We start from the raw sequence: 25,399 nt of genomic DNA, 5'->3' as shown, positions 1-25,399 counted from the left end.
CACGATCCGGAAAACGGGTAATCCTGGCCCGATGTCGCTTTGGTTGCACGAGCTGTCGGAGGCGGAGCACCGCATCCTCAACCCGTTCACCCACGAGAAGTTGATGCTGCTCGGGGCGGCCAGTCGGGTCGGCCCGCAGACCAAGGTCCTCGACCTCGCCTGCGGCAAGGGCGAACTGCTCTGCCGCTGGGCCCAGGGCTATGGCATCCGTGGGCACGGTGTGGACATCAGTGAGGTGTTCCTGACCGCCGCCAGCAAACGCGCGGCCGAACTGGGGGTCAGTGACAAAATCAGCTTCCAGTACGGCGACGCCGCCGACTACCGGGCCGAGCCCAGCGGCTACGACGTCGTCTCCTGTCTCGGCGCGACCTGGATCGGCGGCGGGCTGGCCGGCACCATCGAGCTGATGCGGCGCGCGGTACGCCCGAACGGGCTGCTGCTGGTCGGCGAGCCGTACTGGATCGACCCGCCGCCGCCGGGAGCATATTCGGCGTACGGGTTCGGGCTGGACGACTTCACCTCGCTCGGCGGCACCCTGGACCGGTTCGAGGCGGCCGGCACCGACCTGGTCGAGGTGGTGCTCGCCGACGCCGACAGCTGGGACCGGTACGTGGCCCAGCAGTGGTGGACGCTGACCGAGTGGCTGCGGGCGTACCCGCACGACCCGCGCGCCCAACAGGTACGCGAGTTCCGCGACCTGTCCCGCCGCTGGCACCTGGAGTACGGCCGCCGCTACTTCGGCTGGGGCGTCTTCGTGCTCCGCCCGACCCTCGCCCCCGGCCGGTGAACCCCGACCCAGGGTGACGCGTCACTCTTCGTGTTTGGACGGGTAGGACGGCAGACATCCCGGCAACGCACATCCGACGTGCCGCGCGTGATCTTTACCGCTCGGGCTGACCTTCAGCCAACGCCGACGGCGGATAGTTGACCCGGCGAGTGCAATTTGCGCCGCAGTGCACGCCTGGTCGGCGACGCCTGCCGCGATTCTGCCTCCGATGACCTGCTGCACGTCGGCACCACGTCGCAGCACGGGCGGTGGCCGGCACCGGGCAACCGGTACCGGCCACCGCAGCCCGAATCCCGACCCCGTCCTCCTGCCGTACGGCCACCGCGCCGGCTCAGCCGAGCATGAGATAGCGGGTGACCACGTTCGCGGCGGCGGTGACCGCCTCGCGTACGGTCGCGGCCGCGTCGACTATGCCGGCGTCCCGGGCCACCACGTACCGCCCGCCGACCACGTCGAAGGTGACACCCGGCCCCCGGCACCACAGGTCCTCGGGCACCCCGCCCGGGTCCCGGCCGGCGAGACGCTGCAACTCCTCGAACGGCGCCGGCAAGGCGCCCACGACCAGCGCGTACCCGAGCGCCTCGTCGTCCCCCCGCTGCCTCGGCACCGGCCCGGTACGCCGACCGGCCAGCCGGGCGTGCACCCCGAGCAGCGCCGCGCCGCCGCCGGCCACGAGTCCCCACTCGACCGCCGCCCTGGCGTTGCGTACCGCGTTGTCGATCTGGCGTCGCCGGACCCGCTGCTGCTCCGGGGTCGACTCGCCCACCTTGATCACCGCTGTTCCACCGCCCACCCCGGCCAGCACCACCGACAGTTCGAGGCCGAACAGGTTGCTCGCCTCGACCCGGATCACGCCGTCGCGGCCGATCCGGTCCACCGCCTCGGCCACCAGGTCACCGACCAGTTCGTCGCCGGAGGCGATCGTCGCCAGCGCGCGCAGGTCCGCCCTGGTGCGTACCGGCACCGCGAGGCCGGCGAGTTCGACGGCGACGTCCCGTACGGCGGTCGCGACGCCGCGCCGCAGCGCCACCGGGTTCGCCCCCGCCCGCAGCGCGACCGAGGCGCCGTCCAGCATCGACTGGGCCAGCACGACTCCGGTGGTGGCGCCGTCACCGACCCGGTGCCGGATCCCCTCGACCAGTTCCCGCAGGTAGCCGGTGCCGAGCCCGGCGCGGGTGTCGCCAGCGGCCAGCAGCGTCACGATGCCGGCCGCGTCGGCCACCTCGTGGTACCCACCATGGTCGTCCTCCACCAGCATCCGCCGACCGAACGGCCCGTAGGTGCGCCGGACCAGGTCCGCACCGGTACGGAACCCGCGCGCCACGATCGCCTGGTGCTGGTTGTAGGTGGCCGCCGGACGGTCGATCGCCCCACCCGACCCGATGCCGGCGGTTGCGGCGGTCTGCGGCACGGTGGCCAGGTAGATGTGCGGCTCGGCGTTGTACGCGCTGTACTTCGGCTGCTGCCCCGACCGGCGGCGGACCACCCCGTCGTGCACGTAGCGGAACAGCTCGTCGACGCTGACCCGGCCGTCACCGTCGAGGTCGGCCGCGCCGCCGACCAACCCCTCGATCAGTACGTCGGTGAAGACCGAACCACGCGGCGCGGCGGTCACCAGTTCGTCGGACTCGAACGCGTACTCGTAGCTGTCGCAGGCGCTCAGCACGACGTACCCCCGACCCACCTGGCAGTCCAGCGCGCCCTGCGGCGCACCCTTGAAGCCCTCGGCGAACGCACCGGCGAAGCAGCAGTCCAGGATCAGCACCCTGGCCGCCGCCCGGCACGCCTCGAACTGCTCGTTGACGAACGAACGGGAGATGGCCGTGCTCGCCGGCCGGGTCCGGACGGTGTCACCGGCCGCGAAATAGAGCCGGTGGTACGGGTCGACTATGCCGTGACACGAGAAGTAGAGCAGCACGAGATCGCTGTCGACCCTGTCGGTGAGCAGGTCCTCGATCGCGGCGCGGATCTCCCGCTCCGGGGCGTTCCGCAGCGTACGCACGTGGAAGTTGCCGACCGCCGGATCCGCGAGTACGTCAGCCAGCCGGGCGACGTCCTGCTCCGGGGCGCGCAGCCGGTGCAGCGAGGGGTCGGCGTACTCGCCGGTCGCGATCAGCAGCGCGTACCGGCCGACCGGTGGTCTAGTCGACACCGGAGCCGACCCCCCGCCGCGCCTGCGGCACCGGGACCGTGTCGGGCAGGTGGGCCGTCGGGTTCGGGCCGGGCGGCTCGGTGGCGCCGAGCCAGCGCGCCACCGCCCGCTCGGTACGTTCCGACGGGTCGACGATGGTCAGGGTCCGGTCGCCGTCGCGCAGCACTATCCGCCGGGCGGCGCCCCGCCGAACGAAGGCGACGACGATCCGGGTGAGTGCGGCGAGCGTGGTGGCCGAGAAGGCGCCGGTGATGGCGAGTTCGGCCAGCGACACGACTTCTCCCGCCTTGCGGCCCGCCGGCCCGCCCGTGCTTTCAACGAGCCGGTCGACCCCGAGACCCGCCCCCGTACTCAGTTCCCGGAGCAGGGCGGTGGTGGCCGCCGCGTCGGCCCGTTGGTTGTCCGCCATCGGGCCGCTGACCTGTAGGAACAGCTTCCGATCCCCCGACATGTTCCACATACAGTAACTATCTCGTAACTATCCGTGATCCGATAGGGGGCAAATCCGAGCCGTGGCCGACCGGCGACCGCCGGCCTACGCTGGAACACGTGCCGAAAGCCTTGTGGAACAACCAGGTCATCGCAGAGAGCACCGACACCGTGGTCGTCGAGGGCAACCACTACTTCCCGCGCAGCGCGTTGCGCGACGACGTGATCCGCGAATCCGACACCCACACCATCTGTCCCTGGAAGGGACAGGCCAGCTACTACTCCCTGGCACTGGACGGCGACGAGAGCCAGGACGCGGTCTGGTACTACCCCGATCCGCTCCCGGCCGCCGAACAGGTCCGCGACCGGGTCGCCTTCTGGAAAGACGTCAAGGTCGTCGACTGAACGACGAAGGGTCGACTGGCCGACGAAGGTGGGCGCCGCGCCTCACTCCGTACCGGAAATGCGGGGTGAGGTGCGGCGGGCCGATGGTCGCGGACCCGTCGACTGGGTCACTATCGCTAGATGGCCACCTCCGATCCGCAACGCCGACCGCCGGGCGGCACCGTCTACGGCTCGCCCACCCCGGTCCGCCCCGGCCGTGACCGACTGATGACGGCGGCGGTCGCGACCGGCGGCATCGGCGTACTGATCGGGGCGATCTTCGCCACCGGCATCTTCGCCGGTGGCGGCGACCCGGCGGGCGTGCCCGCCCCGGTGGCCGCCTCCGTACCGCCCGCGCCCAGCGGCGCGGCGGCGGGCAGCACCGACCCCGCTCCTCCCCCGCCCAGCCCGACCCCGGCGCAGATCCCGGCCCGGAGCTTCCGCTCCGTCGCCTCCTCGTTCTGCCTCGCCTTCGGCCAGGACGGCGCCGAGGTGCAGCAACGGGTCTGCTCCGGCGACCCGAGCCAGCAGTGGCGACCCACCCCCGTGGTCGGCGACCAGTTCACCCTGGTCAATGCCGCGACCGGCGGCTGCCTGGAGGTGGCCGACGGCAGCAAGGACGACGGGGCCAGACTGCACCCGGCCGTCTGTGACGGCAGCCCCGAACAGCGGTGGCGGCTGGCCGGCGTCGGCGACGGGCAACTGTCGCTGGTCAACCTCAACAGCGGCCGCTGCGCCGACGTGCCCAGCAACACCCTCTCCAGCCCCGACACCGGCCTCCAGCAGTGGGGCTGCCACGGCGGCACCAACCAACAGTGGTCAGCCGGGTAAGTGCGCCCGCCGACCCGCTACCCGTCGGTCGGACGCAGGCGCCAGGCGCGCGACCCGCCCACCGCCGACTCCGGCACCGGCTCGACTACCGGCTCCGGCACCGGCTCCCGTCGGCGCAGCAGCAACGAGAGCACCGCCGCCCCGAGCGCCAGCAGACCGGCCACGTACCAGGCCATGGTGTACTCGCCGAGCCGGTCCCGGACCAGGCCCGCACCGGTGGCCGCGATCGCCGCGCCGATCTGGTGCGAGGCGAACACCCAGCCGAACACCACCGGGCCCCGGTCACCGAAGTGCTCCCGGCACAGGGCCACCGTCGGCGGCACCGTGGCCACCCAGTCGAGCCCGTAGAAGACGATGAACACCAGCATGGTCGGCCCGGTGGTGTCGGCGAAGAGGCTCGGCAGCACCAGCAGGGAGAGCCCGCGCAGCGCGTAGTAGCCGGCCAGCAGCAGTCGGCTGTCCACCCGGTCGGTCAGCCAACCGGACGCGATCGTGCCGACGATGTCGAAGAGACCGACCAGGGCGAGCAGGCTCGCGGCGGTCGTCTCGGCCACCCCGTGATCGTGCGCGGCCGGGATGAAGTGGGTGCCGACCAGACCGTTGGTGGTCGCCCCGCAGATCGCGAACCCACCCGCGAGCAGCCAGAACGCGCGGGTCCGGGCGGCCGTGCGCAACCCGGTCAGCGCCCGCGCCGCCGCACCCCCGGCACCGCCCGGCAGCGGCCGTGGCCGGACCACGTCGGTGCCGCCGTACAACGGCAGCCCCAGGTCCGCCGGGTGCTCGCGCAGAAAGAAAACCACCAACGGTACGACCAGCAGCGCCGCCGCCGACACCACCAGTGCCGCCATTTTCCAGTCGTACGCCGACACCAGGTTGGCCAGCACCGGCAGGAAGACGAGCTGCCCGGCCGCCCCACCGGCGGTGAGCACCCCGGTCACCAGTCCCCGGCGCTTGACGAACCAGCGCCCGGTCACCGTGGCCACGAAGGCGAGCGCCATCGACCCGGTCCCCAACCCCACCAGTACGCCCCAGCAGGCGATGAGCTGCCAGCTCGCGTTCATGAACACGGTCAGGCCGCTGCCGGTGGCCACCAGCAGCAGGGCCGCCACCACCACCCGGCGAATGCCGAAGCGTTCCATCAGCGCGGCGGCGAACGGCGCGGTGAGGCCGTACAGGATCAGGTTGACCGAGACGGCGGCGGAGATGGTGGCCAACGGCCAGCCGAACTCCTCGTGCAACGGGTGCAGCAGGACCGACGGGGTGGCCCGGAAACCGGCCGCGCCGACCAGCGCCACGAAGGCGACGGCGGCGACGGCCCAGGCCGGGTGGAACAGGCGCGCAGTCTTCACGACCGAAAGTGTCGGCCACGCTCACCCGGCGGACGAGTGGCCGGAGAGCCATCATGCGCAACAATCGGGCCATGACGCCACGCCCGCACCGGATCGCCGTACTCGCCCTGGACCAGGTGGTCGGCCTCGATCTTGGCACCCCGTCACAGATCTTCAGCACCGCCCGCAACGCCGACAACGAGCACTTCTACACCGTCGAGGTCTGCACCCCCGGCGCCCGACCGACCCGCAGTAGCGCCGGCTTCCGGATCGTGCCCGATCACGGGCTGGAGCTGCTCGACCGCGCCGACACCGTGATCGTGCCCGGCATCCACGGGGCGTCGCTGGACCGGGAACTGCTCGAACCGGCGGTGCACGCGGCGCTGACCTCGGCGTACGAGCGGGGTGCGCGGATCATGTCCATCTGCACCGGCGCCTTCGTGCTCGCCGCCGCCGGTCTGCTCGACGGCCGCCCGGCAACGACCCACTGGGCGTACGCGGACCGGTTCCGGCGGCGTTACCCGGACGTCCGACTCGATCCCGGAGTGCTCTTCGTCGACGACGGTAACGTGCTCACCTCGGCCGGGGTGGCCGCCGGCATCGACCTGTGCCTGCACGTTATCCGTACCGACCACGGCAGCGCGGTGGCGAACCGGTCGGCCCGCCGGTGCGTGGTCCCGCCGTGGCGCGACGGCGGTCAGGCGCAGTACATCGAGCGCCCCGTCCCCCGCCCCACCGACGCCAGCACCGCGGCGACCCGACAGTGGGCCCAGCACCGCCTGCACGAGCCGCTGACCCTGCGGCAGCTCGCCGGCCACGCCAGCATGAGCGTACGGACGTTCACGAGACGGTTCCGCGCCGAGACCGGCGTCAGCCCGGCCCGCTGGCTGCTGCAACACCGTACCGACCACGCCCGCCAACTCCTGGAAACCACCGATCTGCCGGTGGACCAGGTCGCCCAACGTTCCGGCTTCGGCACCCCCGCCGCCCTACGCCAACAACTCCACCAAAGCATCGGCGTCTCCCCCACCGCCTACCGCCGCACCTTCCGCCACCCCTCCACCCCCTCCCCGGTCGACCGCGCTGATACGGAGAAAGAGTGGCTATCCGAGGCGGAATAACCACTCTTTCTCCGTATTAGTGATTCGGGGTGAGGCAGGGAGGTCAGGCGCAGGGGGTGTTGTTGAGGGTGAAGGTGGTGGGGGCTGGGTTGGGGCCGGTGGTGCTGCCGAGGAAGCCGAAGGTCAGTGAGGTGCCGGGTGGGATCGTGGGGTTCCAGGCGGCGTTGCGGGCGGTTACGGTGGCGCCCTGCTGGGTGCCGACGGAGTTCCAGAAGGTGCCGGCGCGCTGGGTGCCGGGGAAGGTCCAGCCGACCGTCCAGCCGTTGATCGGCTCGGTGCCGGTGTTGGTCAGGGTCAGGGTGGCGGTGAAGCCGGTCCCCCACTGGGAGTCCACCCGGTAGCCGACCGTGCAGCCGGCCGGCGGCGGAAGGGCCGCGAAGGCCACCCGGTGCAGTTGGCCGGGCAGGTCGTTGGCAAGGTAGATCTCGCCGGCGGCGTCCACCCCGAGGGTGGTCGGCTGGATGGTCAGCTCACCGAGCGCCCGGGTGGCGTACGTGCCGCCGCTCGGCCGGATCGCGAAGCCGGTGCCGGAGCAGTAGTCGGTGGCGAGGTAGGTCCCGGCCGCGATGTCAGCGTACTGCCGGCCCCGGTAGACGTGCCCGCCGATGATGGCGCAACCGTCGACCGAGGTGCGGTAGGTGAAGACCGGTTCGACGAAGGTCGCCCCTGCCGGGCAGCGCGCCTGGTTGAACACCTGGGTGCCCTCCCGGCAGGACCAGCCGAGGTTCGCCCCGGCCCGGCCGGCGGGCAGGTGGTCGACCTCCTCGAAGGTGCCCTGGCCGACGTCGGCGATCCAGAGCGAGCCGTCGGCCGGGTCGAACGAGAACCGCCACGGGTTGCGCAGCCCGTACGCCCAGATTTCCGGCCGGGCGTTCGCGACGCCGACGAACGGGTTGCCCGCTGGTACGCAGTACGCCAGCGGCGCGCAGGCGCGGCCGACGTCCAGCCGGAGGATCTTGCCGAGCAGGGTGGTCAAATTCTGACCGCTGTTGAGTACGTCGTCCGCGCCGCCGCCGTCGCCGAGGCTCCAGTAGAGGTAGCCGTCCGGGCCGAAGGCGAGTTGCCCGCCGTTGTGGTTGCCGAACTCGGCGTGCGGCTGGGTCAGCAGGATCTGCTCGCGGTTGGCCGGGATCGGCTGCTGGTTGGCCTGGTCGAGGGGGAACCGGGACAGTGTCAGGGTGCCCGACGGGAGGCTGGTGTAGGCGACGTACAACGCGCGGCTGGTGGCGAAGTTGGCCGAGGTGACGATGCCGAGCAGGCCGCGTTCGTTGCCGGCGGTGGAAACCCGGTCGGTGATGTCGAGCAGCGGGGCCTCGGCGAGTCCGGTGGTGGGGTGGTAGACCCGGACGATGCCGGCCTTCTCGGTGATCAGCAGCCGGCCGCTACCGTCGTCCGGGGCGAAGATCGCGGTCGGCCGTTGCAGCCCGGACGCGACCTGGGTGGTGCTGACGGTGAGCCGGTCCAGCGGTACGGCGGCCGCCTGGATGGTGGCCGGCGCGACTGTCGCGGACGATCCGGTCCGGGCCTGGTGGTCGGCGGTGGCGGGCGCCCCGGTGAGGGCCAGCGGCACGAGTACGGCGATGGTCGCGGCCGCGCCGAACCGGCCAAGTGATTGACGTCGCAACATATTTACTCCCATCGGTTAACAGGAACGTAATGCCACGGCGGCAGCCCGAGCCGAACGTCCCAGAACATGGGAACGCTCCCATGATGTTGGCGGGATGCCCGATCATGTCCGGTTGGCGGCGAACTGTCCGATCGGCGCGGACAGGTGCGACATGCCGCCTCGGCCGAGGTGACGCCATCGGCGTACGACAATGAATAGCCCGGAGCGCCACCAGTTTCCCGACTAATTTTCGTCGTTGTCACGACACTTTGTTGTATTGATAACAATAATTTGATCGCTAAGCTCTCGGCAAAGGTCGTCGCAGCGGGAAGGTGAACGATGAGCGACACACCATTTGGACTCTCCCGCCGGGGACTGCTGGTCACCGCGGCAACCGCCTCGGCGGTCACCGTCGCCGGCCCGACCGCCGCACTCGCCGCCCGACCCGAAACGGCCGCGACCGGCCCGACGGACGCGGCGGCCACGGTCAGCCGGGACCGCATCGCCACCGCCGTCATCAGGTCGCCGGGCGGTGCCCTGACCGCCCAACCGTTCCAGCTGGACCTGCACGACCGGCTGGGTTCGTGGCTGGCGTTCTGGTCGGCGAACTCACCGTCGAGCTGGCAGGAGCCGGTCCAGGTGACCGGCCACACCGATCCCGCCGGTGCCGTGTTCACCCTGGCCGGGCTGCGGTACCGCCGCGACGACCGGGTGCACGACGGGTTCGTCGCCGGGCGTACCGATCGGGCCCACTGGGCCACGCTGGCCAGCCTGCACCACCACTTCGCGCTCGTCGAGCCGACCGCCGACGGCGTCCTCGTCACCGGCGGGCCCGCGGGCTTCACCGGGTCACCCGAGCAGGTCGCGTTCGCCGTGTCGGCGTGCCGCGAACTGTGGGGGTACCGCACCGCCTCCGCCGCCGACTGGCGGGCCGCCGCGAACCGGGCACTGCGCCGGGCCGGGCAGCCGGCCGACGTCGGCTCCCGGGCGGGTTGGGCGGCATTCACCAGGACAAGCCTGCGGCTCGGGTTGGACACCGAGTCGTACTAGCCGAAGGAGGCAGGAATGGCACGCAGCGAATTCCGGTTCGTCGTCGACGGGGTCGAACTGGACGAGACACAGAAGGCGCGCATCGCCGGCGAGATACAGAAAGCCGGACTGAACGCGCTGCACACCGTATCGGCGAAACTGTCCAATCCGCTCACCGTCGGTCACGGAAACATCAAACTGCGTCCCGAGTGGTACGGCCTCTGGGTGGTGGACGGCCCGCTGGCCGACGACCTCGGCACGAAGATCAACGATATCGGTTTCTGGATCCAACGGTGACCGAGGTTCCCGTACGGCCGGACTCGTCGGAGCGGATGTGCCCGAGCACGCCGAAGGCCAACGCCACGGTGTTCCTGGGCATGATCACTCCGGCGGGGCGGGTCGCCTACGTCACCCCGGCGATGCCGGCCGAGGTGGCCCTGTCCGGGCTGCCGGACCCGGCCGCACCGGCGGAGTCGCAATATCGGCTGGCCGGGCCGTGCGTCACCTCGTCCTGCGGGTTCTGGACCGGGGAGCACTGCGGCCTCGGTGCCCGCCTGGTCGAGTCGTACCGGGAGACGGCCGTACCGGACGAGGCGTCGCTGCCCCGCTGCGCGATCCGGCGCACCTGCCGCTGGTACGCCGAGCAGGGACCGGCCGCCTGCCCCGCCTGCTCGCACGTGGTCACCGACTCCCGCTGACCCGAGCGACGCAGTCAGCTCGGCGACGGCGGATCGTGCAGGGCTCGCAGGTCGTCGGTGTGGGCGGGCAGGTGGACCCGGCGGTGGATGTCCAGGGCCCGGCCCCACGGCAGGGCCTCGTCGATGTCGATCCGGACACCCTCCCGGATCCGGGTCTGCACCAGCGCGTCGGTCTTGTCCAGCAGTTGCCCGGTCAGCCCGCAGAGCTGCCCGCTGGTGGTCCGCAACCGGCTCGCCAGGCCGTCGAGGCCGCCGTACCGGTCGATCAGGTCGTCGAGTTGCGGGCGATGGATGGTGTCCAGCTCGTAGTACGCGTACGGCGAGCCGGCGAGCACCGCCTCGGTGGCCGCGATCAGCAGCTCGTCGTTGGCCACCAGGTGGGCGAGCACCTGTTCGGCGCTCAGCTCGTCGCCGACCGGTGCCCGGAACGGCCCACCGTCGACCTCGGCGAACAGCGCCGCGTACGCGCCCCGCAACCCGTCCACCTCCATCCCCCGACCCTAAGCCCGCCCCGCCGCGCCGATCCCGAAGTTGGCGCAGCCGGGCCGTGGCCACCGACGCGGACGGCCACGGCCCGGCTACGTCCGGGTCAGCCGCGGGCGGGTTCGTCCCCGTGCTGCCGGTGCGGGTGGGGCAGGTGGAGTTCGACGGGCTCGGGCGGCAGGTCGTCGATGCCGGCGGCGACGGCCTGCTGGCGGCGGTGGCGGGCCGAGGGCAGGGCGAGCGCGGCGAACACGGCGAGTACGGCCACGCCCGCGCAGGCCCAGAAGCCGGCGGTGAACGCGGCGTCGGTGGGCAGGCCCTGGGGCGTGCTGTGCGAGCTGATGACGGCCGCGACGACGGCGGTGCCGATGCTGCTGCCGATGGTCCGGGCGATGGTGTTGACACCGCTGGCCTCACCGGTCTGAGCCGCCGGAACGCTCTCGATGATGGCGTTGGACATCGCCGCGAAGGCCAGACCGATACCGGCTCCGGTGAGGATTCCGGAGACCAGCACCTGCCAGACCGCACCGTGGGCGAGCGCGGGCAGCACGAACGCGACGACAACCGAGACCGCGCCGAGGAACATCGGCACCTTCGGGCCGTAGCGGCGGTTGAGCAGACCGGCGAGCGGGCCGAAGACGATCATCGTCAGGACGGTGGGCAGCAGGAACAGACCCGCCTGCGACACCGACTTGCCGAAGCCGTACCCGGTGGCGGCGGGCAGTTGCAGCAGCGTCGGGACGAGCACGAACGTACCGAACATCGCGAAGCCGAGGATCAGGGCGACCAGGTCGGTGGCCCACACGCCGCGTACGGCCATCAGCCGCAGATCGATCAGGGGCTCCCGGACCCGCAGTTCGACCAGGACGAACACGGCCAGCGCGAGCGCGCCGAGCAGGAGCAGGCCGAGGGTCTTCGGGTCGCCCCAGCCCCACGCCTGTCCCTTGCTGATCGCCAGCAACAGCGACACCAGTGACACCGACAGGATCGTCGCGCCGAGCGTGTCGAGGCGTCCCGGCGTACGCACCGCCGACTCCCGCATCCCGAAGATCGCGCCGAACAGTGCGACGACGATGAGCACCAGCGGCAGCCAGAACAGCCAGTGCCAGGAGAGGTGTTCCACGATCGGACCGGCGGCCACGATCCCGACCCCGGCGCCGACACCGAAGATCGCCGACAGCAGGCCGACGGTGACGCCGACCCGCTCCCGGGGCAGTTCGTCGCGGACGATGCCGATCGACAGCGGCAGGATCGCCCCGGCGGCGCCCTGGAGCACCCGGGCGACGATCAGCACGGTCAGGTTCGGGGCGAGGGCGGCCAGCAGGGCCCCCACGCCCAGTACGGCCAGCACGCCGATGAGCACCCGGCGCTTGCCGACCATGTCACCGAGGCGGCCGAGAATGGGCGTCAGGACCGACGCGGCCAGCAGGTACGCCGTGAGAATCCAGCTGATGTCCCCGGTCGAGACGTTCAGGTCCTGCCCGATGGTCGACATCGCCGGCGCCACCAGCGACTGGAGTACGGCGAACGCCAGTCCGCCCAACGACAGGTACACCACCAGGAGGGCGTTGTTCGCGGGTCGACCGGCACGCCGGCCCACGCCCGTGGCGGGGTCGAGCTGGCTCGGCCCCTCGATGGTCTGCGTCATGAGTTCCCCGAAGCTAGATGTAAACAGTTGCTGACTTGCCCAGTATGCCCTCCGAGCAGCCAGAGTCAACAATTGTTTACATCACATGTCGAGACGATTACCCTGGTAACAGACCGAGAGGAAGCCATGACAGCGCACGCTCCCCACCCCGCGCGGCGCCGTGACGCGGCCGGCACCCGACACCTTCTGCTCGACGCCGCCCGACAGCGCTTCGCCAGGGACGGATACGCCGCCACCACCGTGCGCGACATCGCCGACGACGCCGGCGTCAACGTCGCGCTGATCAACCGCTACTTCACGTCCAAGGAAGGACTCTTCAAAGCCTGCCTGGTCGGCGCGGTCGACGAACTCGGCCGTACCGTCTCCGTGGACGTGACGCTTGAAGAGGTGCCGCGGGCCATCGCCAGGCACCTCACCGACACGCCCAACGGCAAACACCCCAACCGGCTGCTGATCCTGCTGCGCAAATCCGGCGACGAACGGGCCGAGCAGATCCGGCTCGACATCCTGCGCTCGTTCGCCGAACGCCTGGCGGCGGCCGCCGGTCGGCAACCCGACCACCCCGACACCGATCGGCTCCTGCTCCGCGCCCAGGTCACCCTCGCCGCCGCCTTCGGGATCGCCCTGCTGCGCGCCTCGACGGCGCTGGAGCCGCTCGGCTCAGCAACCGAACAGGACCTCGTCGGGCCACTGCACGACCTGCTCGGCGCGCTGCTGACACCGCCACCGAGCCGGCCGGACGAGCCACACCCGACGGCCTGACCCGGCGGTCGACGGGTGCACCACCGCCGGCCAGCGGGACCGATCCGTACCCGTCAGCGGCGGCGGCCCCGGCGGGCGCGCAGGTAGTCGGCGACGACGTACCGGCCCAGGTCGTCGGCGGACGGGGTGAAGACCCGGCCACCGGAGCGCTTGGCCACCGCGTCGACGAACCGGCGCAGACCCGGATCCTCGCCCAGCATGAACAGGTTCATCGTGGCGCCGTACCGGGTCAGCGCGTCGACCTCGACCACGGTGGCCTCGATCGTCTCCCGCAGCGGCGGCCAGTTGAACACCCCCACACCGTCCACCGGGTCCAGGTGCGCGGTCGGCTCGCCGTCGGTCACCACCAGCACCACCGGCTCACTGCCGGCGTGCCGCCGCAGGTGCCGACCGGCCAACCGCAGCGCGTGCTGAAGGTTGGTGCCCTGCACCATCTCCGGCTCGACCGCCGCCAACTCCTCCCGGGACAGCGCGGCGGCCTCCCGGCCGAAGCCGATGATCTGCAACGCGTCCTGCGGGAACCTGGTCGCGACCAGATGCGACAGGGCCAGCGCGGTCTGCTTCATCGGACCCCACCGCCCCTCGGAGACCATCGAGAAGGACAGGTCCACGCAGAGCGCCACCGCCGCCGAGGCACGCCGCTCGGTCTCCACCACCTCGAAGTCCTCGACCGCCAGCGCCACCGGCACCCCGCCACCGCCCCGGCGTACCGCGCGGGCGACCGTGCGCACCACGTCGAGCGGCTGCTCGTCGCCGTACTCCCAGGGTCTGGACGCCCCGGTGACCTCGCCGGCCGCGCCGGCCGCGCGCAGGTCGTGCTCCCCGCGCCGGCCGGACCCCAGATCCGCGAAGACCCGGCGCAACGCGGTCCCGCCGAGCCGGCGCAGCGCCTTCGGACTCAACGTCAGGCCGTCGCCACCCCGGGTCACCCAACCCTGCCGGCGCAGCTCCCGCTCCAGGTCACGCAACCGGCGTACGTCGTCAGCGGCGTCCCGGCCCAGATTGCGCCGGACCGCCTCCACGTCCACCTCGTCCAGGGTCGCCCCCGGATGCTCCTGGCCGAGCTGGTCGAGCAGGTCGTCCAGCTCGGCGATCTCGGACAACGCACCGGTCGCCTGGCCGTAGTCCAGCGGCTGCTCGCCCCGGACCCGCTCGCGCCGATCCCAGGCCAGGTCCGGGCGCAGCCCGCGCAGGTTGCCGTCGAGAGCGGCCATCTCCGCCGCCAGCTCGGGGCCGAGCGCCGACTCCATCAACTGGGACAGCTCCGCCCGCTGCCGGTCCGACAGCGACCGCATCAGCCGCTCCCCGGCGGCGGCCCGCCGGGCGAGCACGTCCACCAGCTCGTCGGTCGAACCGGGCTGCTCCGGGAAGAACTCCCCGTGCCGGCGCATGAACTCGGCGAACGCGTCCGTGGTGTCCTCACCCCGGCCGTGCCGGGCGAGCAGGTCGTTCAGATCGTGCATCATCGCGGCCAGCCGCTGCCGGGCGGCCGGGTCGGCGGCCGACGAGCGCAGCGCGTCGCGCAGCCCGGAGAACCGCTGCTCCAACACGTCGCGGCGGAGCCCGTCCAGAATCTGCTGGTACGCCTGCCGGGCCTCGTCGCTGGTCCACTCGTACCCGCCCAGCTCCTCGACCGCGCGGGCGGTGGAGTTCGGCAGGTTGTCCAACACCGTCTCGGCGAACCGGGCCCCGTCGTCGTCCCGCCCGCGCAGCTCGTCCCGCTCGGCGGCGAGCGCCTGGTCCAGCAGTGCCTGGGCGCGGGTGACCGCACCGTCGAGGTTGCCCCGGCGCATCGCCTCCCGGCGCATCCGCCGGGCCCGCGCGAGCAGGTCGTCCAGGCCGGCGCCACCGGCCGGGCCCTGCCGCAGCAACGCCCGCAGCGCGTCCCGGAGACTGCCCCCGGCCAGCACCTCGGCACCGACCGAGTCGACCGCGGCACGCACGTCGTACGGCGGGGCGAGCGGGTCCGGGCCACCGCGCCAGGAGCCGTACCGGAACCGGTTTCCGCCGGGTACGTCCGTCGGGCTCATTGGTTAGCCCCGCCCACCGGCCGAGCGGCCGCCCTCCGGGTTGTGCCCGCCGTAGCGGGTCCGACCGTCCTCGGTCACGTCCTTGGCCAGCCGGCGGGTCAGGTGCAGCCCCTCCAGCACGAACTCGATCCCGGCGGCGGCCTCGCCCGGCGTGGGCGCGTCGCCGAGCCCGAGCCGGTCCAACGCCTTGGCCAGCCCCGGTACGGTGCCCACCTGGCGCAGCAGGTCGGCCGCGCCGACCAGTTCGCCGGTCTCGATCACCGAACCCTCGGCGACCAGGTTGATGAACCCGGAGAGGTCCAGCCCGGCGAGCCGGTCCCGGAACGTCTCGGCGGTGGCGGCCCGCAGCAGGTGGCCGAGGATCTCCACCTCCCGGCCCTCCTCGCCGCTCTCGAACTCGACCTTGCCGCGCAGGGTGCTGGTCACCGAGACGGCGTCACCGACCCGGGCGACCGGTACGCCGGGCCCGTCGGCCTGCTCGCCGAGCAGACTGCCCCGACGCAGCGCGGCGGCGGCCACGGTCTCCGCGGCGGCGATAGCGAACCGGGCCGAGACACCCGAGCGCGGGTCGACCGACGGCGACTCCCGTACGGCGCGGGCGAACCGGGCGAGCACCTCCAGCACGTGTTCCGGCACGACGGCGACCAGGTCCGCCTCCTGCCGGATCAGCTCCAGCTCCAGCTCCAGTTCGAGCGGGTAGTGGGTACGGACCTCGGCACCGAACCGGTCCTTGAGCGGGGTGATGATCCGGCCCCGGTTGGTGTAGTCCTCCGGGTTGGCGCTGGCCACCAGGAGCAGGTCCAGCGGCAGCCGCAGCTGGTAGCCGCGAACCTGGATGTCCCGCTCCTCCAGCACGTTGAGCAGCGAGACCTGGATCCGTTCGGCCAGGTCGGGCAGTTCGTTGACGGCGAAGATGCCCAGGTTCGTCCGTGGCACCAACCCGAAGTGGATCGTCTCCGGGTCACCGAGGGTGCGGCCTTCGGCGATCCGGATCGGGTCCACGTCGCCGATCAGGTCGCCGACGCTGGTGTCCGGGGTGGCGAGCTTCTCGCCGTACCGCAGGGAGCGGTGCAGCCAGGCGACCGGCAGGTCGTCGCCGGCCTCGGCGGCGAGCCGGCGGGCGGCCGGGGTCAGCGGGTGCATCGGGTGCTCGTTGAGGGCGGAGCCGGGTAGCACCGGGGTCCACTCGTCGAGGAGCTGGACGAGTCCCCGGATCAGCCGGGTCTTGCCCTGCCCGCGCTCGCCGAGCAGCACCAGGTCATGGCCGGCGAGCAGGGCCCGCTCGACCTCGGGTAGCACGGTGTCCTGGTAGCCGACGATGCCGGGGAAGCGGTCCTCGCCGGCCCGCATCCGGGCCAGCAGGTTCTCCCGCAGCTCCTGCTTCACGGTGCGGTAGCGGTGGCCCGCCGCGCGCAGCTCTCCGAGCGTGCGCGGCAGGTCGGCCGGCGGGTTTGGCGGCAACTGGGATATCTCCGTCACCTGGAACACGCTAGCTCGCTGCGACGCCAGCCGTCAGGGCCACGGTTGCTGACCTCGTGAGCGGTGCCGGCTCTGGTGGGCGGTGCCGGCTCTGGTGGGCGGTGCCGGCTCTGGTGGGCGGTGCCGGCTCTGGTGGGCGGTGCCGGCTCTGGTGGGCGGTGCCGGCCGAACCGGCCGGCGATGTGGTCAGCGGTGCGCCTGGATGTACTGCTTGGGGTCCTTGTCGCGGAACATGAGGCCCTTGCCGCCGGGGTGCTCGCCGTAGAAGGTGAGCCAGCGGGCGCCGAGCTGGGCCCGCAGTTCGGTGTCGGCGTGCCGCCGGAAGTCGGCCAGCGCCCCGTCCTCCTCCTCGGCCAGGTGCTCGCTGTTCTCCCGGCGCGCCCGCCAGACCGCCGCCCACCACTCGTCGGTGCCGAGCACGTACCGCTTGGCCTCGGCGATCGCGTCCCGGATCTTGTTGTGGTCGTCGATCGCGTCGTCGGTCTCGTCCGCGCCGTCGTCACCGTGCCGGACCAGGTACGGGTAGAGGATCGACTCCTCCGCCTCGGCGTGGATGTCCAGGTGCAGGGCGAGCGCCTCCCAGACGGCCCGGATCTCCGTCTCGTCGCGGGCGTCGTCGAGCCGGGCGAAGCCACGTCGGAAGGCGGCGTGGTCGTCCAGGATGAGGGCGGTGATGTCGTCCATGACGGTCGTCCTTCACGGGGTTACTGGTCGGCGGCCGGTGGCCGGTCGGCCGCCCCGACTCGTGGCCGGGCGCGGCGCGCGCGCAATCACGCTAACCCGGTCCGGCGCCGCCCGCTCGGTTACGCCCGACGCCGGCCCGCTCGGGTTACGCCCGTACCCGCAGGTCGGCTATTGCGCCGCCGACCAGGCCGACCTGGCGGTCCACCCAGCCGGCGACCAGGGCGTCGATGTCGGTGAGCTGGGTTTCCAGGGCGGCGAGCGGTTCGGCGGGCAGGGTGGCGCCGAGTTCGGCCAGCAGGTCGGTCAGGCTGTTGGTCACCGCGCGCAGGTGGGCGTCCGAGGCCGCGATGGTCACCGGTACGGCCACCACACCGGCCAGCCCCCGGTGGCCGAACTGGTCCAGGAAGATCTTCAGCAGTCCGGTGTAGCTGCCCTTGTAGGTGGGGGTGGCGACGATCACCAGCCGGGCCGACCGGACCACCTCGAACGGGTCGGCGACCTCGGCGGAGCCGCGCGCCGGCTCGGCGTCGAAGCTGACCCCGACGAGGGTGGCCAGTTCCAGCACCCGTACGCCGTGCAGTCCGGTCGCGGACCGGGCCAGGCCGGCGACCAGCGACTCGGTCGCCGCCTCGGCCAGCGCGCGGCTGCGGGAACCCGGACGCGGGTTGCCGACCAGCACCACGACCTCGGCTGCGGCATCGGCTTCGGTGGGCGGCGTGGTGGCGGCCGGGTCGGGTTGCGCCGGGATGGCGGGGGTGGCGGTCATCGGCGTACTCCTCGTATTACCTCTAATTCCGATCGGGTTGGTAGCTTAACCCGGACCGCGCCGGTTCAGAGGATCGGCGGTACGTCGGCGGTGATCGGCACCGCCAGTACGGTCGGACCGCTCGCGCCGAGCGCCGCCCGGAACGCGTCGACGAAGTCGTCCAACCCGGTCAGCCGGGGCGCGTGGCAGCCGAAGCCGGTCGCCACCGTGGGGATGTCGAGACCGGGCAGGTCCAGACCGGGCACCCCGGCGGTCTCCTTGAACTCGGCGAACGCCTTGAGGATGCCGTACTGCCGGTTCACCGGGACCACGAACACGACCGGCAGCCGCTGCTGGGCGGCGGTCCAGAGCGCCTGCACCGAATACTGGAACGAGCCGTCGCCGATCACCGCGACCACCGGCCGCAGCTGGCCGTTGGCCCGCTGGGCGAGCGCCACCCCGACCGCCGCCGGCAGCCCGAAGCCGAGCCCGCCGCTGGCCGTCGTGAAGTACGAGCCGGGACGGGTGATCGGCAGGTGGCGGCGCAGGATGGTCAGGTTCGACGGTGTCTCGGTGACCAGGATCCCGTCCGGCGGCCAGTGCCGGGCCAGTACGGCGAACAGCGCCGCCGGGGCGAGCGGGTTGCCTACCTCGGGCTCCGGTGGCGCCGGTCGGGGTGCCGGCGGCGGCCGGTCCGCCACCGGTATCAGCGCCGCCAGTGCCGCACAGGCCAGGCCGGGGTCACCGAGCAGGCTCTCCCCCACCGGGGCGCGGGCCGCCTCGCCCGGATCGTCGGTGATGTGCAGCAACCGCGTACCGGCGGGCAGGTAGTCGCCGGGCACGTGCGGGTAGTAGCGGAAGATCGGGGCGCCGATCACCAGGACGGTGTCGTGGCCGCGCAGCCGCTCGCCGAGCGGGCCGATGGCGAACGGCAGGACGCCCTGGAACTGCGGATGGTCCTCCGGGAAGCCGACCCGCTCCGGTGCGGGCGCGGACCAGACCGGAGCGCGGGTCCGCTCGGCCAACGCCACCGCCGCCGGCCAGCCGCCGCTGCGGTCGACCCCGCCGCCGAACACCAGGACCGGATTGGCACTCTCGGCCAGCAGGTCGGCGAAGTGGGCCAGCCGCTGCGGGTCGGCGGCGAACCGGCGGCTGACCTCCCGCAGCTGCGGTGCCGGGTCGGCCGGCTGGTGCCAGTCGTCGAGCGGCAGGGAGAGGTAGACCGGCCCGGCCGGCGGCTGCACCGCCGTGCTGTACGCCCGCATCAGCGCCGCCGGGATGTCCTGGGCCCGGACCGGCTCGTAGCTCCACTTCACGTACGGCTGCGCCAGTTCGACCGCGCGTACGTTGGTCAGCCGGGGCTCGATCAGCAGCATCTCGCGGGCCTGCTGACCGGCGGTGACGATCAGCGGGGTCTTGTTGTACCAGGCGGTGATCAAATTGCCCATGGCGTTGCCGGTGCCGGGGGCGGTGTGCAGGTTGACGTGTGCCGGTTGGCCGGTCGACTGGGCGTACCCGTCGGCCATCGCCACCGCGGACGCCTCCTGGAGCGCGAGCACGTAGCTGAAGTCGGCCGGAAAATGGCCGAGGAAGGGCTCCTCGGTCGAACCGGGGTTGCCGAAGACGGTGGTCAGCCCGAGTTGGCGCAGCAGGTCGTACGTCACGTCCCGGACCGTCGCCATGGACAAACTCCCCCCGTCTGACCGGGTCTACCCACGAGCACGCCGTTTATCCGGCCGGCCGCCCCCGGCCGGAATCGCGCCTACCCGTCGGAGGCCGGGCTCAGGACCCGGGCGAGCCAGTCGCCGCGCGTGCGGCGCGCCGCGGCCGAGACCCGGGTACGGGGGAACAGCGCGTCGAATCCGTGGAAGCCGCCCGCCCAGATGTGCAACTCGGCCTGGCCACCGGCCGCCCAGATCCGGCTGGCGTACTCGACGTCCTCGTCGCGGAACACCTCGGCGGTGCCGGCGTCGATGTAGGTGGTCGGCAGGCCGGAGAGGTCTTCGGCGACCGCGGGTGAGACGTACCCGGACACCTGGTCGTCCGTGAGGTCGCCGAGAACCGCTCGCCAGCCGAACTCGTTCATCTCGCGGGTCCAGACGCCCTGCCCGCCGGAGTACTGCCGGCTTGAGGTGGTGATGTTGCGGTGATCGAGCATCGGGTAGATCAACATCTGGGCGGCGATCGCCGGGGTGCCGAGGTCACGGGCCATCAGGGTGACCCCGGCGGCCAGACCGCCGCCGGCACTGGTGCCCGCGACGACGATGCGGGCCGGATCGATGCCCAGTTCGTCGGCGTGCGCCGCGACCCAGAGCAGACCGGCGTAACAGTCGTCGACCAGGGTCGTACCGGTGGACTCCGGCGCCAGCCGGTAGTCGACGGAGATCACCACGGCACCGAACCGGTCGAGCCACTCCAGCGGGATGTCGATCTGCGAGAACCGGTCACCCATGATCATCCCGCCGCCGTGAACCCAGTAGACACAGGGCGCCGCCGTGGAGCGGTCGGCCGGGCTGAAGATCGACAGCGGGATCCGCGTGCCGTCCGGGCCGGGAACGGCGACCTCGCGGTGCTCGGCCGTGCGACCGTCGAGCAGGGTGTCGACCGGGGTCGACGGGAGTCGGCGCAGTTTCGCCAGCAGTTCGAGGCTGAGCGGGGGCATGGGCTGAATCTCGGCGAGGAGCGCGCTCAGTTCGGGGTCGGTGTCGGGGCGGGTCAGGCTCACGTCGGGTTCCTTCGTCAGGGGTTCGGTGGAGGGGATTCGGGTAGGGAGGGTCGGTCAGCGGTTCGGTCAGCGGTTCGGGAAGGCGGCCTTGCCGCCGACCGGCACCGCGTCGGCGTACTGGGACTCGCCGTCGAGCAGCGGCTGGAGCCGGGCGACCAGTGCCTGTGCCGGCTCGGTCGCGAAGAACGCGGCGTGCGCCTCCGGGCTGGTCCAGCCCTCGATGACGTGGACGACGTCCCGGTTGCCGGCCGAGCGACTGACCAGGAAGACGACGCAATTCTCGTTCGGCAGGGACGGCGCGTCGAGCAGCAGCTCGACCAGCTCGTCACCCTTGCCGGGCCGGGCGGTCATGGTGGCGTGGAAACCGTGGTTGACGCTCATCCGGGAAGCACCTCTTCGATCGTGGAGCCGTTGTGAACTCCTGGGATATCGACCAACCCATCAAAGCATCGTGAGCAGGAGAAACGTTAGAACGATGCTCCTTACCTCTTGCCTGATCCTACCGTTGCAGCGAGTATCGATTCATGCTTCAATCGGCCCATGGACCTCGATGAGCTGCGTACGCTGCTGGCCCGCCATGCCCGGCCCGACATGACCACCGCCATCGACGGCGTCCTGATCTCCAAGGTCGAGCAGCCGCATCCGCCGTCGCCGGCGATGTCCGGCACGGTGCTGGCACTGATCGTGCAGGGCGCGAAACGCATAGCGCTGGGCGACCGCGTCTACGAGTACCGGGCCGGGCAGTACCTCGTCGCGTCGGTCGACCTGCCGATCACCGGCCATTTCACCGAGGCCAGCCCCGAGCGGCCGGCACTGGGCTTCGGCCTGACCCTGCACCCGGCCAGCGTTGCCGAGTTGCTGCTACAGGCGGGCCCCGGAGACCTTCCCCCCGCTGGCGCCGGCGCGCCGTCCGGCATGGCGGTCAGCGACGCACCCGACGACTTCGTCGACGCGGTGGTCAGGCTGCTGCGCCTGCTCGACCAGCCACGCCACCTGACGGTGCTCGCACCGCTGATCAAGCGGGAGATCCTCTGGCGGCTGATCATCGGCGAGCAGGGCGCCGTCGTACGCCAGCTCGGCCTCGCCGACAGCAGCCTCACCCACATCGCCCGCGCCGTCCGCTGGATCCGTGACCACTACACGCAGTCCTTCCGGGTCGAGGACGTGGCGCAGCTCGCCGGGATGAGCGCGTCCGCCTTCTACCGCAACTTCCAGTCGGTCACCGCGATGAGCCCGATCCAGTTCCAGAAACAGATCCGGCTCCAGGAGGCCCGGCTCCTGCTCGCCACCCACCCCGGCGACGTCACCGGCGTCGGCAGTCGGGTCGGTTACGACAGCCCGTCACAGTTCAGCCGCGAGTACCGCCGCCAGTTCGGCGCACCGCCCAGCGAGGACGCCGCCCGACTGCGCGGCCTACCGCGCGACACCGCACCCGCCCTGGTGTAATCGCCACCCCCGGGTCGAGTGTGGACGAAACAGACAGGCACCACGCGTCGTCGTCGCTGAGCGATAATTCAGGCACAAGCAACCAACCGAGGGATGTGTGGTGCCTGTGTCATGTAAGCGTCGATTCCGGTCAATATGGCTCACCGCGGCCGCGTTGGCCGCCGCGCTGAGCATCGTCTCCGCGGCACCGGCCCACGCCGTCGCCAACGGCGTCGACGTACCGAACGGGAGATACCAGTTCGCGGTCAAGCTGACCATGACCGGCATCCCCACCGCCGACGGCGGACGCCGCAACAGCGCCTGCTCCGGCGCGCTGATCCACCGCCAGTGGATCGTCACCGCCGGTCACTGCTTCCGGGACCTGGCCGGCGTACGGGTGGAGCGCACCGTCGCCGACCAGACGCTCGCCACCATCGGGCGGGCCAACATGTCCTCCCCGATCGGCGAGCAGGCGCAGGTTGTCGCGGTGCGCCAACGCCCCGACCGGGACCTGGCACTGGTCAAACTCGACCGTCCGATCACCACCATCGGATCGGTCCCGCTGAGCCACCGGCTGCCCCAGGCCGGCGACGTGGTCCGGCTCGCCGGGTTCGGCTCCACCCAGGGCACCAACCCGGTTCCGTCCGACCAGTTGCGGACCGGCCAGTTCACCGTCACCTCGGTCGTCGAGCCGACGGTCGGCATGACCGGCCTGGCCCCGTTCCCCGACACCAGCGCCTGCGCGTACGACTCGGGCGCCCCCTACTTCAGCGAGGACCGGCGACTCAAGCCCACCCTCGTCTCGATCGAGAGCGGCGGCCCGACCTGCCCGCACGCGCTGGAGGAGACCACCGTCCGGATCGACAACATCACCGACTGGATCCGGAACATCACCGGCCACGAATACAGCTGAGCACCCGATCCCGCTGATCGCCGGTTGTCCGGTCGGATCGATCGCCGGATGGATCGGATCCGGGCAACCAGCGGTCGGGGTCAGAAGTAGGTCGGGTAGAGGTTCCCGGTCGGCCAGGCGGTCACCTTGGCCGAGGCGGCCCAGAGCAGGGAATCGATGTCGTCGTAGGACAGGGCCGACGCGTCGTCGCGCTGGTTGAACAGCACCGCCCAACTCCGCCCCTGGTACGTCCGGACCACCAGCGAGTACGTCCCCGGCAGGCTGCCGGTGTGCCAGGTGTTGCGGCCGGTGCCGCCGGTGGTGACCGGGCGGACCCGCCAGCCCAGCCCGTAGTACCAGCCGGACGGGTTGACCCCGATCCCGGCGGGCGTCGCCCAGACCCGCCCCAGCGAGGTGCTGTTGAGCACCGGACCGGCGGCGTCGAAGGCCGACGCCCAGCGCACCAGGTCCACCGCCGAGGCGATCCAGCCGCCGTTGGCGTCCTGCAACCGCATGCTGAATGTCCCGTACGGCGCGGCGACGGTGGCGCCGGTTCCGTTCAGCACCGTCGGGCCGGTGTACTGGGAGCGGTAGTGCACCTCACCGCTGTGCGGGGCGATGCTCCAGCCCTGTGCCATCCGGCTGATGCCGAGCGGGGCGAACAGCTTCTGCTGCACGTACGTGGCGTAGGGCAGACCGCTGACCGCCTCGATCACCCGTCCGGCCAACTGGTAGCCGAAGTTGCTGTAGGCGACGGTCGTACCGGGGTCGTGTTGCAGCGGCTGGCCGGACATGTAGCGGATCACGTCGGCCGGGTACAACTCCATCGGTACGCCCAGCGCCTGCGAGATCGTCCGGTCGGCGAAGTTCGGGTCGAACGCCAGCGTTCGGTCCCACCCGCCGGTGTGCTGGAGCAGGTGCCAGAGCGTCACCCTCGACAGCCGGGGATCGGCGGTCCGCCCGGCCGGCGGGGTGAGGTCGAGCAGCGAGGCGACCGGGGTGCCCAGCGCCACGGCACCGTCCTGGGCCAGCCGGGCCAGGGCGGCGGCGGTCACCGACTTCGACAGGCTGGCGATCCGGAACAGCGAGGTCGGCGCGACGGTCTGGGCCGGGTCGTCGCTGTAGCTGTAGCCGCGGGCGAGCACCAGGCGCCCCTGGTGGGTGACGGCCAACTGGCCGGCGGAGATGTTCCGCGCCTGCATGAAGCTCTTCATCGTGTCGTCGAAGCTCTTCAGCGCGGTCACCGTCGTACCGCTGGTCTTCCAGGTCGGTGCGGCGGCCCGGACGGGCGCCGCGGCCAGGGCCCCGCCGGTCAGCGTCCCGGCACCTGCCGCTCCGATCAGCCGGCCGAAGGTCCGCCGGTCCACCCGTGTACCCCGCATGCCCGTCCTCCCCGTGAACGTCGAGCCCTGAACGTCGCGCCGTGGTCATCGGGCCGCGATCGTCGCGCCGCAACCATCGACCAGGGTCAGGGTAACGGAGAGACGAATTTTCGTCCGCCGGGCCGGGGACTACGGTGTGGGCCGTGGATCTCACCGTCATCCTCGGCCCGATGAAGAGCGGAAAGTCGCTCGAACTGGTCAGTCTGCTCTCGCCGTTGCAGTACACCAACGTCCGGCACCGGATCTACCAGAGCGCCCGGCACGTGCGCGACGTCGGTGTCGTCTCCCGCAGCGGCGCCGCGCTGGCCACGGTGAAGACCACCTCGCTCACCGCCGCGCTGGCCGAGGAGGTGGAGGTGGTCGGCATCGACGAGGTGCACATGTTCACCCTCGCCGACATGACCGTGGTCCGGACCCTGCTGGGGCGCGGCACCCGGGTCGTGGCGGCCGGCATCGACCTGGACCACCGGGGGGAGATGTTCGCCCCCGTACGGGCGCTGCTCGAACTCGGTCCGGCGACGGTGACCTACCGGCGGGCGGTGTGTGACATCTGCCGGCACTTCACCGCCGTCTACACGCAGGTGCTCGAACACGGCGAGCCGATGATCCGGGTGCTCCCGCCGTCCACCGCCCTGCCCGACGACGGGACCTACACCTACGAGGCACGCTGCCGGGACTGTGTCGTACTGCCGGTCGGTGTCGCGGTCCCGACCGCCGCCTGACGGCCGACGGGCACCCGCACCGACCCTGGTCCGTCTACGGTAGACACCTTCCGACTC

25 protein-coding genes are annotated in these 25,399 nt (G+C 71.8%); 11 read left to right on the top strand and 14 right to left on the bottom strand.

Translation table 11 applies throughout. The features are described 5' to 3' along the window. Positions 1 to 31 precede the first annotated feature (31 nt). Positions 32 to 787 carry an SAM-dependent methyltransferase gene (locus OG792_RS04810; protein WP_329107697.1) on the top strand — a complete coding sequence of 252 codons (756 nt, stop codon included), beginning with the start codon at positions 32 to 34 and terminating at the stop codon, positions 785 to 787. A gap of 331 nt (positions 788 to 1,118) precedes the next feature. Here the strand turns inward: OG792_RS04810 and OG792_RS04805 are convergent, their stop codons facing one another. Together OG792_RS04805 and OG792_RS04800 are read right to left on the bottom strand one after the other, a co-directional pair. Next, on the bottom strand, positions 1,119 to 2,939 hold the full coding sequence (locus tag OG792_RS04805) for a caspase, EACC1-associated type (RefSeq protein ID WP_329107695.1): 1,821 nt from the start codon (positions 2,937 to 2,939) through the stop codon (positions 1,119 to 1,121). Further along, a complete protein-coding gene (locus OG792_RS04800) occupies positions 2,929 to 3,390 on the bottom strand; it encodes a hypothetical protein (protein ID WP_329107693.1) in 462 nt (153 codons plus the stop codon). Before OG792_RS04800 ends, OG792_RS04805 begins: the two co-directional genes overlap by 11 nt. Positions 3,391 to 3,488: 98 nt before the next feature. Here OG792_RS04800 and OG792_RS04795 point away from each other — a divergent pair, with 98 nt between their 5' ends. Further along, a complete protein-coding gene (locus OG792_RS04795) occupies positions 3,489 to 3,773 on the top strand; it encodes a DUF427 domain-containing protein (RefSeq protein ID WP_329107691.1) in 285 nt (94 codons plus the stop codon). Between the two features lie 120 nt (positions 3,774 to 3,893). Beyond that, positions 3,894 to 4,583, top strand: a complete 690-nt coding sequence (locus OG792_RS04790; protein WP_329107690.1) for an RICIN domain-containing protein — start codon at positions 3,894 to 3,896, stop codon at positions 4,581 to 4,583. 17 nt (positions 4,584 to 4,600) lie between these two features. Here OG792_RS04790 and OG792_RS04785 read toward each other — a convergent pair whose 3' ends face one another. After that, positions 4,601 to 5,932: an MFS transporter gene (locus OG792_RS04785; RefSeq protein WP_329107688.1), complete on the bottom strand. Its 1,332-nt coding sequence runs from the start codon at positions 5,930 to 5,932 to the stop codon at positions 4,601 to 4,603. 53 nt (positions 5,933 to 5,985) lie between these two features. On the opposite strand from OG792_RS04785, the gene OG792_RS04780 reads away from it, so the two are divergent. Continuing rightward, complete coding sequence (locus tag OG792_RS04780) at positions 5,986 to 7,032, top strand: GlxA family transcriptional regulator (RefSeq protein WP_442932377.1); 1,047 nt, start codon at positions 5,986 to 5,988, stop codon at positions 7,030 to 7,032. 43 nt (positions 7,033 to 7,075) lie between these two features. On the opposite strand, the gene OG792_RS04775 is transcribed toward OG792_RS04780, so the two are convergent. After that, positions 7,076 to 8,659 (bottom strand): PQQ-dependent sugar dehydrogenase, encoded by a 1,584-nt coding sequence (locus OG792_RS04775; RefSeq protein WP_329107684.1) that lies wholly within the window; start codon positions 8,657 to 8,659, stop codon positions 7,076 to 7,078. Between the two features lie 318 nt (positions 8,660 to 8,977). Between OG792_RS04775 and OG792_RS04770 the strand changes: the two genes are divergently transcribed. From OG792_RS04770 to OG792_RS04760, 3 genes are read left to right on the top strand one after another with little or no spacing between them, the layout of a single operon-like run. Continuing rightward, complete coding sequence (locus tag OG792_RS04770; protein WP_329107683.1) at positions 8,978 to 9,688, top strand: hypothetical protein; 711 nt, start codon at positions 8,978 to 8,980, stop codon at positions 9,686 to 9,688. A 15-nt stretch (positions 9,689 to 9,703) separates the two neighbouring features. Further along, positions 9,704 to 9,964, top strand: coding sequence for a hypothetical protein (locus tag OG792_RS04765; RefSeq protein WP_329107681.1), 261 nt, complete (start codon positions 9,704 to 9,706; stop codon positions 9,962 to 9,964). After that, the gene (locus tag OG792_RS04760; protein ID WP_329107680.1) at positions 9,961 to 10,365 is read left to right on the top strand and encodes a hypothetical protein; all 405 of its coding nucleotides are present in this window, start codon (positions 9,961 to 9,963) and stop codon (positions 10,363 to 10,365) included. The genes OG792_RS04765 and OG792_RS04760 overlap by 4 nt, the downstream gene beginning before the upstream one ends. Positions 10,366 to 10,379: 14 nt before the next feature. Here the strand turns inward: OG792_RS04760 and OG792_RS04755 are convergent, their stop codons facing one another. Both OG792_RS04755 and OG792_RS04750 read right to left on the bottom strand, forming a co-directional pair. Further along, a complete protein-coding gene (locus tag OG792_RS04755) occupies positions 10,380 to 10,856 on the bottom strand; it encodes a hypothetical protein (RefSeq protein ID WP_329107679.1) in 477 nt (158 codons plus the stop codon). 98 nt (positions 10,857 to 10,954) lie between these two features. Next, complete coding sequence (locus tag OG792_RS04750) at positions 10,955 to 12,496, bottom strand: MFS transporter (protein ID WP_329107678.1); 1,542 nt, start codon at positions 12,494 to 12,496, stop codon at positions 10,955 to 10,957. A gap of 126 nt (positions 12,497 to 12,622) precedes the next feature. Here OG792_RS04750 and OG792_RS04745 point away from each other — a divergent pair, with 126 nt between their 5' ends. Beyond that, positions 12,623 to 13,258 (top strand): TetR/AcrR family transcriptional regulator, encoded by a 636-nt coding sequence (locus OG792_RS04745; protein WP_329107677.1) that lies wholly within the window; start codon positions 12,623 to 12,625, stop codon positions 13,256 to 13,258. A 53-nt stretch (positions 13,259 to 13,311) separates the two neighbouring features. Here OG792_RS04745 and OG792_RS04740 read toward each other — a convergent pair whose 3' ends face one another. The 7 genes from OG792_RS04740 to OG792_RS04710 all read right to left on the bottom strand — a co-directional run bounded on the left by OG792_RS04740 (position 13,312) and on the right by OG792_RS04710 (position 21,302). Beyond that, positions 13,312 to 15,288: a vWA domain-containing protein gene (locus tag OG792_RS04740; protein WP_329107676.1), complete on the bottom strand. Its 1,977-nt coding sequence runs from the start codon at positions 15,286 to 15,288 to the stop codon at positions 13,312 to 13,314. Positions 15,289 to 15,291: 3 nt separating this feature from the next. Next, the gene (locus OG792_RS04735) at positions 15,292 to 16,767 is read right to left on the bottom strand and encodes a magnesium chelatase (RefSeq protein ID WP_442932376.1); all 1,476 of its coding nucleotides are present in this window, start codon (positions 16,765 to 16,767) and stop codon (positions 15,292 to 15,294) included. A gap of 186 nt (positions 16,768 to 16,953) precedes the next feature. Then, on the bottom strand, positions 16,954 to 17,451 hold the full coding sequence (locus OG792_RS04730; protein WP_329107673.1) for a hemerythrin domain-containing protein: 498 nt from the start codon (positions 17,449 to 17,451) through the stop codon (positions 16,954 to 16,956). A gap of 145 nt (positions 17,452 to 17,596) precedes the next feature. Then, complete coding sequence (locus tag OG792_RS04725) at positions 17,597 to 18,217, bottom strand: NAD(P)H-dependent oxidoreductase (RefSeq protein ID WP_329107671.1); 621 nt, start codon at positions 18,215 to 18,217, stop codon at positions 17,597 to 17,599. A gap of 65 nt (positions 18,218 to 18,282) precedes the next feature. Further along, a complete protein-coding gene (mdlC, locus tag OG792_RS04720) occupies positions 18,283 to 19,878 on the bottom strand; it encodes a benzoylformate decarboxylase (protein ID WP_329107670.1) in 1,596 nt (531 codons plus the stop codon). An 80-nt stretch (positions 19,879 to 19,958) separates the two neighbouring features. Further along, positions 19,959 to 20,921, bottom strand: coding sequence for an alpha/beta hydrolase (locus tag OG792_RS04715; RefSeq protein WP_329107668.1), 963 nt, complete (start codon positions 20,919 to 20,921; stop codon positions 19,959 to 19,961). A 66-nt stretch (positions 20,922 to 20,987) separates the two neighbouring features. Further along, positions 20,988 to 21,302: a putative quinol monooxygenase gene (locus OG792_RS04710; RefSeq protein WP_329107666.1), complete on the bottom strand. Its 315-nt coding sequence runs from the start codon at positions 21,300 to 21,302 to the stop codon at positions 20,988 to 20,990. A gap of 159 nt (positions 21,303 to 21,461) precedes the next feature. Between OG792_RS04710 and OG792_RS04705 the strand changes: the two genes are divergently transcribed. After that, complete coding sequence (locus OG792_RS04705; protein ID WP_329107664.1) at positions 21,462 to 22,367, top strand: AraC family transcriptional regulator; 906 nt, start codon at positions 21,462 to 21,464, stop codon at positions 22,365 to 22,367. Between the two features lie 106 nt (positions 22,368 to 22,473). After that, entirely contained in the window at positions 22,474 to 23,259 is a 786-nt protein-coding gene (locus OG792_RS04700; protein WP_329107662.1) for a S1 family peptidase, read from the top strand. 80 nt (positions 23,260 to 23,339) lie between these two features. Here OG792_RS04700 and OG792_RS04695 read toward each other — a convergent pair whose 3' ends face one another. Continuing rightward, on the bottom strand, positions 23,340 to 24,620 hold the full coding sequence (locus OG792_RS04695; protein WP_329107660.1) for a serine hydrolase domain-containing protein: 1,281 nt from the start codon (positions 24,618 to 24,620) through the stop codon (positions 23,340 to 23,342). A 143-nt stretch (positions 24,621 to 24,763) separates the two neighbouring features. Here OG792_RS04695 and OG792_RS04690 point away from each other — a divergent pair, with 143 nt between their 5' ends. After that, a complete protein-coding gene (locus OG792_RS04690; RefSeq protein ID WP_329107658.1) occupies positions 24,764 to 25,342 on the top strand; it encodes a thymidine kinase in 579 nt (192 codons plus the stop codon). The last annotated feature ends 57 nt before the right edge of the window (positions 25,343 to 25,399 follow it).

Source organism: Micromonospora sp. NBC_01699 (genome assembly GCF_036250065.1).
Taxonomy (GTDB): domain Bacteria; phylum Actinomycetota; class Actinomycetes; order Mycobacteriales; family Micromonosporaceae; genus Micromonospora_G.
Note: the sequence above shows the minus strand (reverse complement) of the source record. Positions and strands in the feature narration are given on the sequence as shown.